Origin of the sequence: Streptomyces sp. cmx-18-6 (assembly GCF_046548915.1) — a bacterium.
Taxonomy (GTDB): Bacteria; Actinomycetota; Actinomycetes; order Streptomycetales; family Streptomycetaceae; genus Streptomyces.
Window position 1 is genome coordinate 213,428 of the sequence record NZ_JAEBEP010000006.1, and the last position, 14,972, is coordinate 228,399.

Genomic DNA, 14,972 nt, shown 5'->3' on the forward strand with positions numbered 1-14,972 from the left:
ACAGGGCGACCGGAGGTCCAGGCCCTACAGGGTGCGCAGCAGCACCGCGGGCTGCTCCACGCAGTCGGCCACGTACCGGAGGAAGCCCCCGGCCGTCCCGCCGTCGCACACCCGGTGGTCGAAGGTGAGCGAGAGCTGGACGACCTGACGTACGGCCAGCTCACCTTCGTACACCCAGGGTTTGGGCATGATCCGGCCGACGCCGAGCATCGCCGCCTCGGGGTGGTTGATGATCGGAGTCGAGCCGTCCACCCCGAACACCCCGTAGTTGTTCAGCGTGAAGGTGCCGCCGGTCAGCTGGGCCGGGCTGAGCTTCCCGGTCCGCGCCAACTCGGTCAGCCGGGCGATCTCGGCCCCGATCGACTCGGCGTTACGGGTGTGGGCGTCGCGGACGACCGGGACGACGAGCCCTCGCTCCGTCTGCGCCGCGAACCCGAGGTGCACGCCGGGCAGGCGCACGATCTCCCGCGCGGCGGTGTCCACGGTGGAGTTGAGTTCCGGGTACCGGGCCAGCGCCGCCGTGCAGATCCTCGCCAGGAGCGCCAGGACCGACACCTTGGGCCCGCCGGACGGCCCCGAAGCAGCGTTCATCGCGGCCCTCGCGGCCATCAGCTCGGTGGCGTCCGCGTCCACCCAGCAGGTGGCGTCCGGGATCTCGCTCCGGCTGCGCGACAGCTTGTCGGCGACCGCTCCGCGCACCCCGCGCAGCGGAATCCGCTCGGCCACCGCCGGAGCGCCCGCGCCCGCCAGGGCCGTGGACGCCTGGGCGGCGGACGCCTGGCCCGCTGCCGCCTCCGCAACGACGGGCTCGGCGGCCGGGCGCGTCTCCGTCGCCGTGGCCTGACCGGCCTGACCGGCCCGCCGGATCGCGGAATCCACGTCCGCCCGCAGGATCAGCCCATCGGGCCCCGACCCCGTCAGCCTCCGCAGATCGATCTCATGCTGCCGGGCCAGCCGGCGTACGAGCGGCGAGACCACGGCCACGGGCCCCTGCTGACCGTTCACCGCGCCGACCGCGACCGGCGCGGGGGCCGGGGCAGGCGGGGCGGGGACAGGCGGGGGAGCCACGGGCACGGGTGCGGGAGCAGGCGCGGCCACGGGCGCGGGCGCGGTGAAAGCGCCGTTCCGCTCCGGCCGGATGCGCCTGCGCCGGGCGGCCGGGGCACCGGTCCCGTACCCCACGAGCACGTTCCCGGACCCGCTGGAGGGCTCGTCGCCGGAAGACCTGTCATCCTCCTGCGAGGTGGCGTCCGTCGCCCCCACCGCGACCGTCAGCAGTGGTGCCCCGACCGGGAGTTCGGAACCCTCCTCGCCGAACCGCGCGGTCACCACGCCCCCGTAGGGGCACGGCACCTCCACCATCGCCTTGGCCGTCTCGACCTCGACGACCGGCTGGTCGATGGCGACGACGTCGCCGACCTCCACCAGCCAGCGCACGATCTCCGCCTCGGTCAGCCCCTCACCGAGGTCGGGCAGCTTGAATTCGAGAACCTGGGCCATCAGCTGTCCGCCTCCCACTGCAACCGGGCCACCGCGTCGAGCACCCGGTCCACTCCCGGCAGATGGTGCCGCTCCAGCATGGGCGGCGGATAGGGGATGTCGAACCCGGCCACCCGCAGGACGGGGGCCTCCAGGTGGTGGAAGCACCGCTCGGTGATCCGGGCCGCGATCTCGCCGCCGGGTCCCCCGAAACCGGGGGACTCGTGGACGACGACCGCCCGGCCGGTGCGCCGCACCGAGGCCGCGACCGTCTCGTCGTCGAACGGCACCAGCGAGCGCAGGTCCACGACTTCCAGGTCCCAGCCCTCCGCGACGGCCGCCTCGGCGGCCTCCATACAGACCGGCAGGGAGGGCCCGTACGTGATCAGGGTGGCGCTGCGCCCGGTGCGGCGGACCACGGCCTTGCCGATCGGCTCGACGGCGGCCGGTGCCTCGGGCGACCAGTCGGCCTTGGACCAGTAGAGCCGCTTGGGCTCCAGGAAGACCACCGGGTCGTCCGAGGCGATGGAGGCCCGCAGCAGGCCGTACGCGTCGTCGACCGTGGCCGGTGTGACGACGTGCAGACCCGGGGTGGCCATGTAGTACGCCTCGGAGGAGTCGCTGTGGTGCTCGACCCCGCCGATCCCACCGCCGTACGGCACGCGCACGGTGATGGGGAGCGGCATGGCTCCCCCGGTGCGGTTGCGCATCTTGGCGACATGGCTGATCAGCTGCTCGAACGCCGGGTAGGCGAACGCGTCGAACTGCATCTCCACCACGGGCCGCAGCCCGTACATCGCCATGCCGACCGCCGCCCCGAGGATGCCCGCCTCGGCCAGCGGGGTGTCGGTGCACCGCTCGTCGCCGAACTCCTTGGCCAGCCCGTCCGTGACCCGGAAGACCCCGCCCAGGGTGCCGACGTCCTCACCGAGCACATGCACGGCCGGGTCCTCGGCCATCGAGTCGCGCAGCGCGCGCCCGAGGGCCTGCGCCATGGTGGCCGGTTTCGCCTTCGCCGTGCGTGCGCCGGCTTTCGTCGCCGCCGTGGTCATCGGCCCGCCTCCGCGCTGTGCTCGTGCCCACCGTGGTGGTCCTGCTCGGCGTCCAGCTCGGCGCGCAGGGCCGCGGCCTGCTCCCGGAGCTGGCCGGTCTGCTCGGCGTACACATGGCTGAACATGTCCATCGGCTCCAGCACCGGGTCGGCGTTCATCCGGTCGCGGAGGGCGGCGGCCATGCGTTCGGCGGCCTCCTTCGCCCGGGCGATGCCCTCGTCGTCGAGCAGCCCGCGGCCGGTCAGCTCGCGCTCCAGGAGCTGGACCGGGTCGTGCGCCCGCCAGGTCTCGACCTCGCTGTCGACCCGGTAGCGGGTGGCGTCGTCGGCGTTGGTGTGGGCGTCCATGCGGTAGGTGACGGCCTCGACCAGCGTGGGGCCCTCGCCGCGCCGGGCACGGGCCACGGCCTCGCTGAGCACCTGGTGCACGGCGGCCGCGTCGTTGCCGTCGACCAGGCGGCCCGGCATCCCGTACCCCACGGCCTTGTGGGCGAGGGAGGGCGCGGCGGTCTGCTTGGCCAGCGGTACGGAGATGGCGAAGCCGTTGTTCTGCACGAGGAAGACGACCGGGGCCTTCCAGACGGCCGCGAAGTTCAGCGCCTCGTGGAAGTCGCCCTCGCTGGTGCCGCCGTCGCCGACCATGGCGAGCGCGACCACGTCATCGCCCTTGAGCCGGGCCGCGTGGGCCAGTCCCACCGCGTGCGGCAGCTGGGTGGCGAGCGGGGTGCAGAGCGGGGCGATGCGGTGCTCACGCGGGTCGTATCCGGTGTGCCGGTCGCCGCGCAGCAGGGTCAGCGCCTCGACCGGGTCGAGTCCGCGCGCCACCGCCGCCAGGGTGTCCCGGTAGCTGGGGAAGAGCCAGTCGCGCTCCTCCAGCACCAGGGCCGCGGCGATCTCGCACGCCTCCTGGCCGGTGCTCGACGGGTAGACCGCCAGCCGGCCCTGCTTGGTCAGCGCGGTGGCCTGCGTGTTGTACCGGCGGCCGCGGACCAGCTCGGCGTGCAGCCGGAGCAGCAGCTCCGGGTCGACGTCGGCGACCGCGTCCGTGCCGAGCACCCGGTAGGGCTCCGGGTCCGGGAGCAGCGGGGCGGGGTCGGTGATCGGCTTCCAGGCCGGGGGCGGCGTGGGCCGGTAGGCGGCCGTGCCGGGCAGCTCTTGGACCGTCATGGAAAGCACCTCCAGGCATCGATGGAGATCGAGAGATCGAGGGTGTCGATATATGTGGTGATGGCAAGAGATGTCGCGAGGGTGTCGCGGAGCGGGCGAGGCACCGGTGTGGTGTGCCTCACCTACCGATTGTTCGGTCGCGAGCGCATTTTGGCTACAGGCCCCCTCAGCCTGTGGACAAACGGTTCTCCACAGCCTGGGATAGAGACAGGTCGTCCACAACAGGGAGGCGCGGGCAGATGGCAGCTGAACAAATGGCCGACCGGGGCGAGGACCCCGGCCAGGTCCCGCCCGCCGCCGCCCCGTCGACGCCCCTGCCCTCGGCACCGCCTCCGCCGCCGGCCCCGGCCTCGGCCCCGGCCCCGGCCTCGCCCCCGGCCGAGCCCCCGCCCGCGCGCCCGCTGGACGCCATCGACCGCGACATCCTGCGCATCCTCCAGACGGACGGCCGCGCCTCGATACGGTCGGTGGCCGAGCGGGTCCACGTCTCGCGCGCGAACGCGTACGCCCGCATCAACCGGCTCGTCGAGGACGGTGTGATCCGGGGCTTCGGCGCGCGGGTCGACCACGAGCGGGCCGGGCAGGGCGCGTCGGCGTACATCACGCTCAAGATCGTGCAGAACTCCTGGCGCACCGTGCGCGAGCAGCTCCAGGCGCTGCCCGGCGCCACGCACATCGCGCTGGTCAGCGGCGATTTCGACGTCCTGCTGCTGGTGCACACGCCCGACAACCGGGCGCTGCGCGAGCTGGTCCTCACCCGGATCCAGTCGATCCCCGAGGTGCTGTCGACGCGCACGCTGCTGGTGTTCGAGGAGACGGATCTCGGCCCCCGCCCGGACCGCCCGGCGGAGCTGGCCTGACCGGAGGCGGGCGGCCTCAGCGGCCGCCGGTCGCCCGCATTCCCTCGAAGGCGAGCTGGACGATCGTGTCCGCGAGCTGGTCCTCGCCCGGGAAGCCGCCGGGCTGCGGCCGGTACCACTCGACCAGCGAGTTGACCATGCCGAACAGCAGCCGGGTGGCCAGTCGTATGTCCACGTCGGCCCGGAGGTCGCCGTCCGCCACCGCGGCCTTCAGCAGATCGGCCACCCGCTGGTCGAACTCGCGCCGCCGCTCCAGCGCCCAGCGCTCGGTCTTGGTGTTGCCGCGCACCCGCAGCAGCAGCGTGACGTAGGGGACCTCCGCCATCAGCACCTCGACGGTCCGGCGCGTGACGTACTCGACCCGCTCGATCGCGCGCCCGCGCACCGCCCCCGGCTCGTCCAGGATGGCGAAGAGCCCGTCGAGCGCCCGGCTCACGGCCCGGCGCAGCAGCTCCTCCTTGCCCGCCACATGGTGGTAGATGGAGGATTTGGAGATGCCCGCCGCCCGGGACAGGTGCTCCATGGACGTGCCGTCGTAACCGCGCTCGTTGAAGACACGGACGGCGACGGTGAGCAGAGTCTCCGGGGTGTACGTGTCCCGCTTGGCCGTGGTCATGTCCGCGATCCTCCCCCATGAGGGATCGTCCCCGCACGGGCGGGGACCACTGAGTTGTCCACAGGTTCTCCGGGCCCCCTTGTCCCGACCGATCGTTCGGTTAATCTAACTCCGTCCGTACGTCCCCGCCCGGCTCGATGAGGAGTTGGTCCGCCATGGCCGCCGCGCTCACCCCCCAGCAGCTGTCCGAGACCCACCGGCCCACGCTCGACCAGGCCCTCGACACGATCAGTACGCGCGCTTACTGGTCGCCGCACCCCGAGCACCCGAAGGCGTACGGGGAGGGCGGCGCTCCGGGCAGTCTCGGGGCGGCCGAGGGCAAGGCCGCGTTCGACGCGCTGCTGAACACCCGGTTCGACCTGGATCAGCCGGGCGCCGACGGCTGGACGGGCGGGGAGACCTCGCCGTACGGCCCGGTGCTCGGCGTCGAGTATCCGCACGCCGACCTGGACGTCCTGCTCCCGGCGATGAAGGCCGGCACGGCCGACTGGCGGGCGGCGGGGCCCGAGACCCGGGCCCTGGTCTGTCTGGAGATCCTGGCGCGGATCAGCGCCCGCACCCATGAGCTGGCCCACGCCGTGATGCACACCAGCGGCCAGGCTTTCATGATGGCGTTCCAGGCGGGCGGCCCGCACGCGCAGGACCGTGGCCTGGAGGCCGTGGCGTACGCCTATCAGGAGCAGGTCCGCACGCCGGGGACCGCCGACTGGTCCAAGCCGCAGGGCAAGCGCGATCCGCTGAAGCTGACGAAGTCGTTCACCACGTCCGGGCGCGGGATCTCGCTGCTCATCGGCTGCAACACCTTCCCCACGTGGAACGGCTATCCGGGCCTGTTCGCCTCGCTCGCCACGGGCAACCCGGTGCTGGTGAAGCCGCACCCCCGGGCCGTGCTGCCGCTCGCGCTCACCGTCAGGATCGCCCGTGAGGTGCTGGCCGAGGCGGGCTTCGACGCCAACCTGGTGGCGCTCGCCGTCGAGCGGCCCGGTGAGGGCATCGCCAAGACCCTCGCGGTCCGCCCCGAGGTCAAGATCATCGACTACACGGGCTCCACCGCCTTCGGCGACTGGCTGGAGGCCAACGCCCGCCAGGCACAGGTCTACACGGAGAAGGCCGGCGTCAACACGATCGTCGTCGACTCCACCGACGACTACCGGGGCATGCTCGCCAACCTGGCGTTCTCCTTCTCGCTCTACAGCGGCCAGATGTGCACCACCCCGCAGAACCTGCTGATCCCCCGGGACGGCATCGCCACGGACGCCGGTCCCAAGTCCTACGACGAAGTGGTCGCCGACATCGCGGCGGCCGTCGACGGGCTCCTCGGCGACGACGCCCGCGCGGCCGCCCTGCTCGGCGCTCTGGTCAACCCGGACGTCAGGGCCCGGGTGGAGGCCGCCGGTGAGCTGGGCGAGGTGGCTCTCCCCTCGCGTGCGGTCGTCAACGCCGAATTCCCCGACGCCGTCGTCCGTACGCCGGTCGTCGTCAAGCTCGACGGCACGAAGACCGACGACGACGCGGCGTACCTCTCGGAGTGCTTCGGTCCGGTCTCCTTCGCCGTCGCCGTCGAGTCGACGCCCGCCGCCCTGGAGCTGCTGCGCCGCACGATCCGCGACAAGGGCGCGATGACGGTCGGCGCGTACACCACCTCCGCCGAGGTGGAGCGGGCGATCGAGGACGTCTGCCTGGACGAGTCGGCCCAGCTCTCGCTGAACCTGACCGGCGGGGTCTACGTCAACCAGACGGCGGCCTTCTCCGACTTCCACGGCTCGGGCGGCAACCCGGCGGCGAACGCGACCCTGTGCGACGCGGCCTTCGTCGCCAACCGCTTCCGCGTACTGGAGGTGCGCCGCCAGGCTTAGAGGGTGTCCCGGGGGTCGGGGACGTCGGCGTGGCGCTGCACCCACGCGTGCATCGCGATCGCCGCGGCGGCCCCGGCGTTGATGGACCGGGTCGAGCCGAACTGCGCGATCGAGCACACCATCGAGGCGTGCTCGCGCGCCTCCTCGGTCAGGCCCGGCCCCTCCTGCCCGAACAGCAGCACACAGCGGCGCGGCAGCTCGGTCCGCTCCAGCGGTACGGCGCCGGGGAGGTTGTCGATCCCGATGATCGGCAGCCCCTCGGCCGCCGCCCACGCGGTCAGGTCCGCCGTGTCGGGGTGGTGGCGCACATGCTGGTAGCGGTCGGTGACCATGGCGCCGCGCCGGTTCCAGCGCCGCCGGCCCACGATGTGGATCTCCTTGGCGAGGAAGGCGTTGGCGGTCCGCACGACCGAGCCGATGTTGAAGTCGTGGCCCCAGTTCTCCACGGCCACATGGAAGTCGTGCCGCCGCAGATCGAGGTCGGCGACGATCGCCTCCCGCGTCCAGTAGCGGTAGGCGTCGCCGACGTTGCGCCGGTCGCCGTGGGCCAGCAGCTCGGGGTCGTAACGCTCGCCCTCGGGCCACGGCAGCGGGTGCGGCCCGACGCCGATGCCCTGGCCGTAGCCGTCGTCGTACTGGTCGGGCTCGGCCGGGACGGGGTCCAGGGGCGGGGGCTCCGGCGAAGCGGGCTCTGGGGTGCTGCCGGTCCTGCCGGTCTCGCTGCTCACCCGACGAGCGTATGGCCCCCGCCGCCGCCGTGCGGCGGGGCCTCCCCCGTACCGCCATGAGCGCCGTCCCCCGGCCGGTCCCGGTCGTGCGCCGGCCGCGCGCCGGGCACGCCCTTCACCTCAGGCCCCTGCCGGAACCGGGAGCCGAAGGGCAGCCACGCCGACAGCCGCTGCCTGCCCCACACGGCCCGGCCGCCCAGCCACATGAGGAAGGCCGTCGGCAGGAACACCGCGTCCGCCGCGATCATCGCCATCGAGAAGAACGGCAGTCCCAGCAACAGCGCGATCCCGGCGTGCTCGCCGATCATGATGACCAGCAGGACGTTCTTGAGCCGCCGGTTGAACAGGGTGAACGGGAACGCGACCTGGACGACGACCGTCGCGTACGTCAGCACCATCACCATCAGCCCGCTGGAGGCGAGCACGTCCGACAGGGCGGGCCACGGGGTGAAGTAGTCGAGCTTGAGCGGGTAGTAGAGCGCGGTGCCGTCCTGCCAGCGCGAGCCCTGGATCTTGTACCAGCCGGCGGTCGCGTAGATCAGGCAGACCTCGACCATGATCACGACGAGCGTGGCGTTGTGGACGAGATTGGCCAGCACGTCGAGCAGGGCGCGCGGCTGCCCGGCCGGCGCGTAGCGGTTCGCGGCCCACCAGGCGGCGACGGAGAGCCAGAGCAGCCACAGCAGGACGCGCAGCCACCAGGTCCCGCCGAGCCCGTCCATCACGGTGGCGACGATCAGGACCGGGCCGAGCATCGCCCACAGCACCGGCCCCACGGCGTCCCGCCGGGGCGGCAACCCCTCGGCGGCCCGCTCGGCCTCCCGGGCCTCGCGCCGCGCGTCCAACGACCAGACCTGGGCACAGCGCGTCAGCACCAGGTAGATCGCCATCAGGTGGATGACGTTGTCGCCGCCGTCGCCCATGAAAACGCTGCGGTTCTGTACGGAGAGCACGCCGACCATGAAGAGGACCGACATCGTCCGGGTGCGCCACCCCAGGAGCAGGGCGGCGGCGGACAGCAGGGTGAGCGCGTACACCGCCTCGAACCAGAGGGTGCTGTCCGACCAGAGGAGGACGGAGAATGCCTCGTTCCCGGCCGTGAGCTGACGGGCCAGGTCCCAGTGCCACGGGCTGTCGGGGCCGTACAGCTCATGGCGGTGCGGCAGCTCGCGCAGCAGGAAGAACAGGTAGGTGGCGGCGAAACCGACCCGGATGACGGCGCTCTGGTACGGGCCGAGGGCCGATGCGGTGATGCGCTGGAGGGCGCGGGCCAGGGCGTTGCCGGCCCTGCCGATCCGGTCGGGGGCGGCGGACCGGGAACCGGGGGCGCGGCCGGGCTGGAGAGGGGGGCCGGGCGTCTCGGGGGGCGGGGTGGCGGTCACTTGCCCGCCTCCTCGTCGCGCGCCGCGTCACGTGGCGCGTCACTTCGTGCGGGGAGGTCGTCGGGTGTCACGGTCCACCAGGGCAGTACGCGGTAGTTCGGGCCGGTGCCGGCCTTCTCGTTGGACCACGGGGGCGGGGCGATCAGGCTGGAGGCCGACCTCATCTGGATCCGTTCGACCGTGCCGCCCAGGTCGCGCTCGCCGAGCCGCAGCATCGCGATGCGCCGGATGTAGCGCTCGGAGAGCTCGCCGCGCAGGCCGTTGGGCTTGTTCCGGTCGTCGTGGGAGTTCAGGTAGAAGTCCCAGCCGCGGCGGAGTTCGTTCTGGTTCACATGGCTGGGGAAGGGGTTGCCGCGTATCGCTTCGCCGTCCTCGCGGGAGAGGCTGATCCAGGAGGTGGTGCGGCGTCCATCGGCTCCGGCCACCTCGGCCCGGACCTGGACGGCGATGTTCTGCTGGAGCGGGTTGGGGGCGAAGAGCTTCCAGTTCTGCTCGAACTCCGGGTATATCCAGTCGTCGATCGTCTTGCCGTGCTGCTTGGTCAGCGTGTTGGACGGGGCGACGTGCAGAAAGACCATGGCCACCTGTGCGCAGGCCAGCAGGCCGATGAGGGAGAGGGCCAGGGCGGCGACGACCTGATATCCGAACGAGAGCCCGGCTATGCCCGCGCCCGTTCCGGAAAGCCCCCCGCTGGAGCCCTCGCCGTGGTCCGAATCCATCCCGCCCCGATCACCGTCGATCACCACTGAGTTATCCACAGGGTTGACACCCTACGGGCCGCCGACCGACCATTGAAGTCAATGAACCGAACGATCGGTCGGTAGGGAGTCCGGGATGGCGGCAGTGACTGCGGACCAGAAGACGCAGAGCACCTCAGGCACGGCGGACGCGGCGGCGAGCGGGACCGCGGACACGGCGGCCGCGGCCCGCATCGCGGCCTTCGACGCGGCGGTGGCGGCCGACGAGCGCATCGAGCCGCGGGACTGGATGCCCGAGGCGTATCGCGCCACGCTGGTCCGCCAGATGGCCCAGCACGCCCACTCGGAAATCATCGGCATGCAGCCCGAGGCCAACTGGATCACCCGCGCGCCCTCGCTGCGCCGCAAGGCGATCCTGATGGCGAAGGTGCAGGACGAGGCCGGGCACGGCCTGTATCTCTACAGCGCGGCCGAGACGCTGGGCACCAGCCGGGAGGAGCTGCTCGACAAGCTCCACGCCGGCCGCCAGCGCTATTCGTCGATCTTCAACTACCCCACCCTGACCTGGGCCGACGTCGGCGCGATCGGCTGGCTGGTGGACGGAGCGGCCATTACGAACCAGGTGCCGCTCTGCCGCTGCTCCTACGGCCCCTACGCCCGCGCGATGGTCCGCATCTGCAAGGAGGAGTCCTTCCACCAGCGCCAGGGGTACGAGCTGCTCCTCGCCCTCAGCCGCGGCACCGAGGCCCAGCACGCGATGGCCCAGGACGCGGTGGACCGCTGGTGGTGGCCGTCCCTGATGATGTTCGGCCCGCCCGACGACGCGTCGGCCCACTCCGAGCAGTCGATGGCCTGGAAGATCAAGCGGCACTCCAACGACGAGCTGCGGCAGCGGTTCGTGGACATCTGCGTGCCCCAGGCCGAGGCGCTGGGCCTCACCCTGCCGGACCCCGACATCCGGTGGAACGAGGAGCGCGGACAGCACGACTTCGGCGCGATCGACTGGACGGAGTTCCAGGAGGTCCTCAAGGGCAACGGCCCGTGCAACGAACAGCGGATCACCCAGCGGCGCAGGGCCCATGAGGAGGGCGCCTGGGTCCGGGACGCGGCCGCCGCGTACGCCGCCAAGCACGCGGCCCCCTCCGCACAGCAGGCCCGGCCCGCACAGCCGGCACAGCACACACCGCAGGCACACCGGGAACAGCACGTGGAGGAGACGGCATGAGCAGCTCGACCGACTGGCCGCTGTGGGAGGTGTTCGTGCGCTCGCGACGCGGGCTGTCCCACACCCACGCGGGCAGCCTCCACGCCCCCGACGCCGAGATGGCCCTGCGCAACGCCCGCGATCTCTACACCCGCCGCTCCGAAGGCGTCTCGATCTGGGTCGTCCCGTCCACCGCGATCACCGCCTCCTCCCCCGACGAGAAGGACTCCTTCTTCGAACCGGCCGGGGACAAGCCCTACCGCCACCCCACCTTCTACGAGATCCCCGAAGGGGTGAAGCACCTGTGAGCGCGGCCCTCGCCCTCGGCGACGACGCGCTGGTGCTCTCGCACCGGCTGGGGGAGTGGGCGGGCCACGCCCCCGTCCTGGAGGAGGAGGTGGCGCTCGCCAACATCGCCCTGGACCTGCTCGGACAGGCGCGGGTGCTGCTCTCCCTCGTGGGCGACGAGGACGAGCTGGCCTACCTCCGCGAGGAGCGGGCCTTTTGCAACCTCCAGCTGGTCGAGCAGCCGAACGGGGACTTCGCCCACACCATCGCCCGGCAGCTCTACTTCTCGGTCTACCAGCACCTGCTGTACGAGCGGCTGGCGGCCGGGGGCGGCGAGTTCGCGGACCTCGCGGCGAAGGCCGTCAAGGAGGTCGCCTACCACCGCGACCACGCCGAGCAGTGGGTCCTGCGGCTCGGTGACGGCACCGCCGAGAGCCATGACCGTATGCAGGCCGGCCTGGAGGCGCTCTGGCGCTTCACCGGTGAGATGTTCCAGCCGGTCGAGGGGCTGGACGCCACGGGTGCCGGCGTCGATGGGCAGGAGCTGGAGCAGGCATGGCTGGCCGCCGTCACCGGCACCGTCGAGCGGGCCACGCTGACGCTCCCGACCGGCTCCCGGACCGGGGCCTGGGCGGCGGGCGCGGGCCGTCAGGGCCTGCACACCGAGCCGTTCGGCCGGATGCTCGCCGAGATGCAGCACCTGCACCGGAGCCACCCGGGGGCGTCATGGTGACCGACACCCCGCTGGAGGCGGAGCTGCGCAGCCTCGCCGGTTCCGTCCCCGACCCCGAGCTCCCCGTGCTGACCCTGGCCGAGCTCGGCGTCCTGCGGGGCGTGCGGGTGGAGGGGCCGGGCCGGGTGACCGTGCGGCTCACCCCGACGTACACCGGCTGTCCGGCGATCGAGGCCATGTCCGCCGACATCGAGCGGGTGCTGCACGACCACGGCGTTCCGGAGGTCTCCGTGGTCACGGTCCTGGCCCCGGCCTGGTCGACGGACGACATCAGCGCGGAGGGACGCCGCAAGCTGGCCGAGTTCGGCATAGCGCCCCCGCGCGCCCACAGCGCCGACGGCGGTCCCGTCCCCCTGACACTCTCGGTGCGCTGCCCGCACTGCGGCTCCACGGACACGGAGCTGCTCAGCCGGTTCTCCTCCACGGCGTGCAAGGCCCTGCGCCGCTGCGTCGCCTGCCGTGAACCGTTCGACCATTTCAAGGAGTTGTAGATGTTCCATCCGCTCCGGGTCAGCGCGATCGAACGGATCACGGACGATGCGGTCGCCGTGACCTTCGCCGTTCCGGCCGAGCTGCACGAGACCTTCCGCCACACCCCCGGCCAGCATCTGAACGTGCGCTACAGCGTGGACGGCAAGGAGGTCCGGCGTTCGTACTCGATCTGCGCGCCGGCCGCCGAGCGTCCCGCCGAGCCGGTGGTGCGGGTCGGGATCCGCGGCGTCGAGGGCGGGGCCTTCTCCACCTATGCCCTGAAGGAGCTGGCTGTCGGGGACCGGGTGGAGGCCATGCCCCCGATGGGCCGCTTCGTACTGAAGCCGCGCCCCGGCCTGTTCGCGGCGGTGGTCGGCGGCAGCGGCATCACGCCGGTGCTGTCGATGGCGGCCACACTCCTGGCGCGGGAGGACGAGGCGCGGTTCTGCCTGATCCGGAGCGACCGCACGGCCGCCTCGACGATGTTCCTGGACGAGGTGGCCGACCTCAAGGACCGGTATCCGGACCGCTTCCAGCTGGTCACCGCGCTCTCCCGGGAGGAGCAGTCGGCCGGGCTCCCCTCCGGGCGGCTGGACGCCGACCGGCTCACCGCCCTGCTGCCCGCGGTGCTCCCGGTGCCGGACGTGGACGGCTGGTTCCTGTGCGGGCCGCTGGGTCTCGTACGGGGGACGGAGAGCGCACTGCGCTCCCTCGGCGTCGACCGCTCCCGGGTCCACCAGGAGATCTTCCACGTCGACGACGGCCCGTCCGACGTCACGGTGGTCAAGGTCGCCGCGCCCTCCGACGCCACGCTGACGGCCACCCTGCACGGCCGCTCGGGCAGTTGGCCGGTCAAGGACGCGGAATCGCTGCTGGAGACCGTGCTGCGGAGCCGGTCGGACGCTCCGTACGCCTGCAAGGGCGGGGTGTGCGGGACGTGCCGGGCGTTCCTCGTCTCGGGGGAGGTCCGGATGGACCGGAACTTCGCGCTGGAACCGGACGAGACGGAAGCGGGCTTCGTGCTGGCCTGCCAGTCGCATCCGCTGACCCCGGAGGTGGAACTCGACTTCGACCGCTGACGCTGTTCCCCTCGCGTCCCCTCCGGCTGACGCCACCCCCTTCCCGCTGACGCTGTCCCTCTGCCCTCCCGCTGTTTCCGCTCCCGTAGAACCTGTTCCCTTCCCGTAGAACCTGTTCCCTTCCCGTAGAACCTGTTCTATCTTGACGGCCCGTCAGGGAGCGTCAACGGGAGGCCGGGACAGTGGACTTCACCTTTACCGAGGAACAGCAGGCAGCCGTGGAGGCGGCCCGGGCGGTCTTCTCCGGCGTCGCGCCCGACAGCGTGCCCAGCCCCGCGCTCACCCGGGGCGCGGTGGCCGAGGACATCGACCGCCGGCTCTGGGGCGAGCTCGCGAGCTCGGACCTGCTCGGCCTCACGCTCGCCGAGGAGCACGGCGGCGCCGGGCTCGACCCGGTGGCTCTCTGCCTGGTCCTGCGCGAGTCGGCCAAGGTCCTGGCCAGGGTCCCGCTGCTGGAGAGCTGCGCGGTCGCGATGGCCGTCGAGCGGTACGGGGAGCGCGCCCTCGCGGCGGAGCTGCTGCCCCGGGCCGCCCGGGGGGAGCTGATCCTGACCGCCGGGGCCAGCGGACGCACCGGCCACGACCCGGCCGAACTCGCCGTCACCGCACGGCCGGAGGGCGAGGGGGAGGGCTCCGCCGGCCCTGCGGGCTGGGTGCTCGACGGAGTTCAGTCGGCGGTTCCCTGGGCCCAGGCGGCCGACTGGATCGCCGTGCCCGCCCACACCGGGGAGGGGCGGGCGGTCCTGGCCCTCGTCCGCCGCGCCCAGGAGGGCGTCACCCTGGCGGACCAGGTCTCCACCAGCGGCGAGCGCCTCGCGGAGGTCAGGCTCGACGCCGTGCGCATCGACGCCCGCGAACTGATCGACGCGGCGGGCGCCTGGGACTGGCTGCGCTCCCTGCTCACCACGGGGGCCTGCGCACTGGCCCTCGGGCTGGGCGAGCGGGTGCTCGCGATGACGGCCGAGTACACCGGCAAGCGCGAGCAGTTCGGGTTTCCCGTCGCCACGTTCCAGGCGGTGGCGGTGCAGGCGGCCGACCGGTACATCGATCTGCGCGCCATGGAGGTGACCCTGTGGCAGGCAGCCTGGCGGATCTCCACCGACGCCGGGGGCCCGTTGCCCGCGGCGGGCGACATCGCCGTGGCGAAGATCTGGGCGTCCGACGGGGTCCGCCGCATCGTGCAGACCGCGCAGCACCTGCACGGCGGTTTCGGCGCGGACACCGACTACCCGCTGCACCGCTTCCATGCCTGGGCGAAGCAGATCGAACTCTCCCTCGGCCCGGCGGCGGCCCATGAGGAGGCACTGGGCGACCTGCTGGCCGCCCACCCGCTCGCCTGACCGCAGGGGGCGCTCAGGCC

15 protein-coding genes are annotated in these 14,972 nt (G+C 72.6%); 8 read left to right on the top strand and 7 right to left on the bottom strand.

Features of this window, described 5'->3' with window-relative positions; genetic code table 11:
- Window positions 1-24: 24 nt before the first annotated feature.
- Genes ACLJPL_RS16395 through pdhA form a run of 3 tightly spaced genes read right to left on the bottom strand, consistent with a single transcriptional unit; the run spans window position 25 to window position 3,697 of the window.
- On the bottom strand, window positions 25-1,500 hold the full coding sequence (locus ACLJPL_RS16395) for a dihydrolipoamide acetyltransferase family protein (protein WP_411081574.1): 1,476 nt from the start codon (window positions 1,498-1,500) through the stop codon (window positions 25-27).
- The gene (locus tag ACLJPL_RS16400) at window positions 1,500-2,531 is read right to left on the bottom strand and encodes an alpha-ketoacid dehydrogenase subunit beta (RefSeq protein WP_411081575.1); all 1,032 of its coding nucleotides are present in this window, start codon (window positions 2,529-2,531) and stop codon (window positions 1,500-1,502) included. The genes ACLJPL_RS16395 and ACLJPL_RS16400 overlap by 1 nt, the downstream gene beginning before the upstream one ends.
- Window positions 2,528-3,697, bottom strand: coding sequence for a pyruvate dehydrogenase (acetyl-transferring) E1 component subunit alpha (gene pdhA / locus ACLJPL_RS16405; RefSeq protein WP_411081576.1), 1,170 nt, complete (start codon window positions 3,695-3,697; stop codon window positions 2,528-2,530). The genes ACLJPL_RS16400 and pdhA overlap by 4 nt, the downstream gene beginning before the upstream one ends.
- Before the next feature lie 254 nt (window positions 3,698-3,951).
- On the opposite strand from pdhA, the gene ACLJPL_RS16410 reads away from it, so the two are divergent.
- A complete protein-coding gene (locus ACLJPL_RS16410) occupies window positions 3,952-4,557 on the top strand; it encodes an Lrp/AsnC family transcriptional regulator (RefSeq protein ID WP_411081778.1) in 606 nt (201 codons plus the stop codon).
- A gap of 16 nt (window positions 4,558-4,573) precedes the next feature.
- On the opposite strand, the gene ACLJPL_RS16415 is transcribed toward ACLJPL_RS16410, so the two are convergent.
- Window positions 4,574-5,173: a TetR/AcrR family transcriptional regulator gene (locus tag ACLJPL_RS16415; protein WP_411081577.1), complete on the bottom strand. Its 600-nt coding sequence runs from the start codon at window positions 5,171-5,173 to the stop codon at window positions 4,574-4,576.
- Between the two features lie 155 nt (window positions 5,174-5,328).
- On the opposite strand from ACLJPL_RS16415, the gene paaN reads away from it, so the two are divergent.
- Window positions 5,329-7,029, top strand: a complete 1,701-nt coding sequence (gene paaN, locus ACLJPL_RS16420; RefSeq protein ID WP_411081578.1) for a phenylacetic acid degradation protein PaaN — start codon at window positions 5,329-5,331, stop codon at window positions 7,027-7,029.
- Here paaN and ACLJPL_RS16425 read toward each other — a convergent pair.
- Genes ACLJPL_RS16425 through ACLJPL_RS16435 form a run of 3 tightly spaced genes read right to left on the bottom strand, consistent with a single transcriptional unit; the run spans window position 7,026 to window position 9,858 of the window.
- Window positions 7,026-7,757, bottom strand: a complete 732-nt coding sequence (locus ACLJPL_RS16425) for a TrmH family RNA methyltransferase (RefSeq protein ID WP_411081579.1) — start codon at window positions 7,755-7,757, stop codon at window positions 7,026-7,028. The two genes, paaN and ACLJPL_RS16425, sit on opposite strands and share 4 nt — an antisense overlap.
- Entirely contained in the window at window positions 7,754-9,139 is a 1,386-nt protein-coding gene (locus tag ACLJPL_RS16430) for an HTTM domain-containing protein (protein WP_411081580.1), read from the bottom strand. Before ACLJPL_RS16430 ends, ACLJPL_RS16425 begins: the two co-directional genes overlap by 4 nt.
- Window positions 9,136-9,858 (bottom strand): DUF5819 family protein, encoded by a 723-nt coding sequence (locus tag ACLJPL_RS16435; RefSeq protein ID WP_411081581.1) that lies wholly within the window; start codon window positions 9,856-9,858, stop codon window positions 9,136-9,138. Before ACLJPL_RS16435 ends, ACLJPL_RS16430 begins: the two co-directional genes overlap by 4 nt.
- 115 nt (window positions 9,859-9,973) lie before the next feature.
- Here ACLJPL_RS16435 and paaA point away from each other — a divergent pair, with 115 nt between their 5' ends.
- The 6 genes from paaA to ACLJPL_RS16465 all read left to right on the top strand — a co-directional run bounded on the left by paaA (window position 9,974) and on the right by ACLJPL_RS16465 (window position 14,952).
- Window positions 9,974-11,062, top strand: coding sequence for a 1,2-phenylacetyl-CoA epoxidase subunit PaaA (paaA, locus tag ACLJPL_RS16440; protein WP_411081582.1), 1,089 nt, complete (start codon window positions 9,974-9,976; stop codon window positions 11,060-11,062).
- Window positions 11,059-11,349, top strand: coding sequence for a 1,2-phenylacetyl-CoA epoxidase subunit PaaB (gene paaB / locus ACLJPL_RS16445; RefSeq protein WP_382726010.1), 291 nt, complete (start codon window positions 11,059-11,061; stop codon window positions 11,347-11,349). The genes paaA and paaB overlap by 4 nt, the downstream gene beginning before the upstream one ends.
- Entirely contained in the window at window positions 11,346-12,062 is a 717-nt protein-coding gene (gene paaC / locus ACLJPL_RS16450; protein WP_411081583.1) for a 1,2-phenylacetyl-CoA epoxidase subunit PaaC, read from the top strand. The genes paaB and paaC overlap by 4 nt, the downstream gene beginning before the upstream one ends.
- Window positions 12,056-12,553: a 1,2-phenylacetyl-CoA epoxidase subunit PaaD gene (gene paaD, locus ACLJPL_RS16455; protein ID WP_411081584.1), complete on the top strand. Its 498-nt coding sequence runs from the start codon at window positions 12,056-12,058 to the stop codon at window positions 12,551-12,553. The genes paaC and paaD overlap by 7 nt, the downstream gene beginning before the upstream one ends.
- The gene (locus ACLJPL_RS16460) at window positions 12,554-13,612 is read left to right on the top strand and encodes a 2Fe-2S iron-sulfur cluster-binding protein (RefSeq protein ID WP_411081585.1); all 1,059 of its coding nucleotides are present in this window, start codon (window positions 12,554-12,556) and stop codon (window positions 13,610-13,612) included.
- Window positions 13,613-13,794: 182 nt separating this feature from the next.
- On the top strand, window positions 13,795-14,952 hold the full coding sequence (locus tag ACLJPL_RS16465; RefSeq protein WP_411081586.1) for an acyl-CoA dehydrogenase family protein: 1,158 nt from the start codon (window positions 13,795-13,797) through the stop codon (window positions 14,950-14,952).
- The last annotated feature ends 20 nt before the right edge of the window (window positions 14,953-14,972 follow it).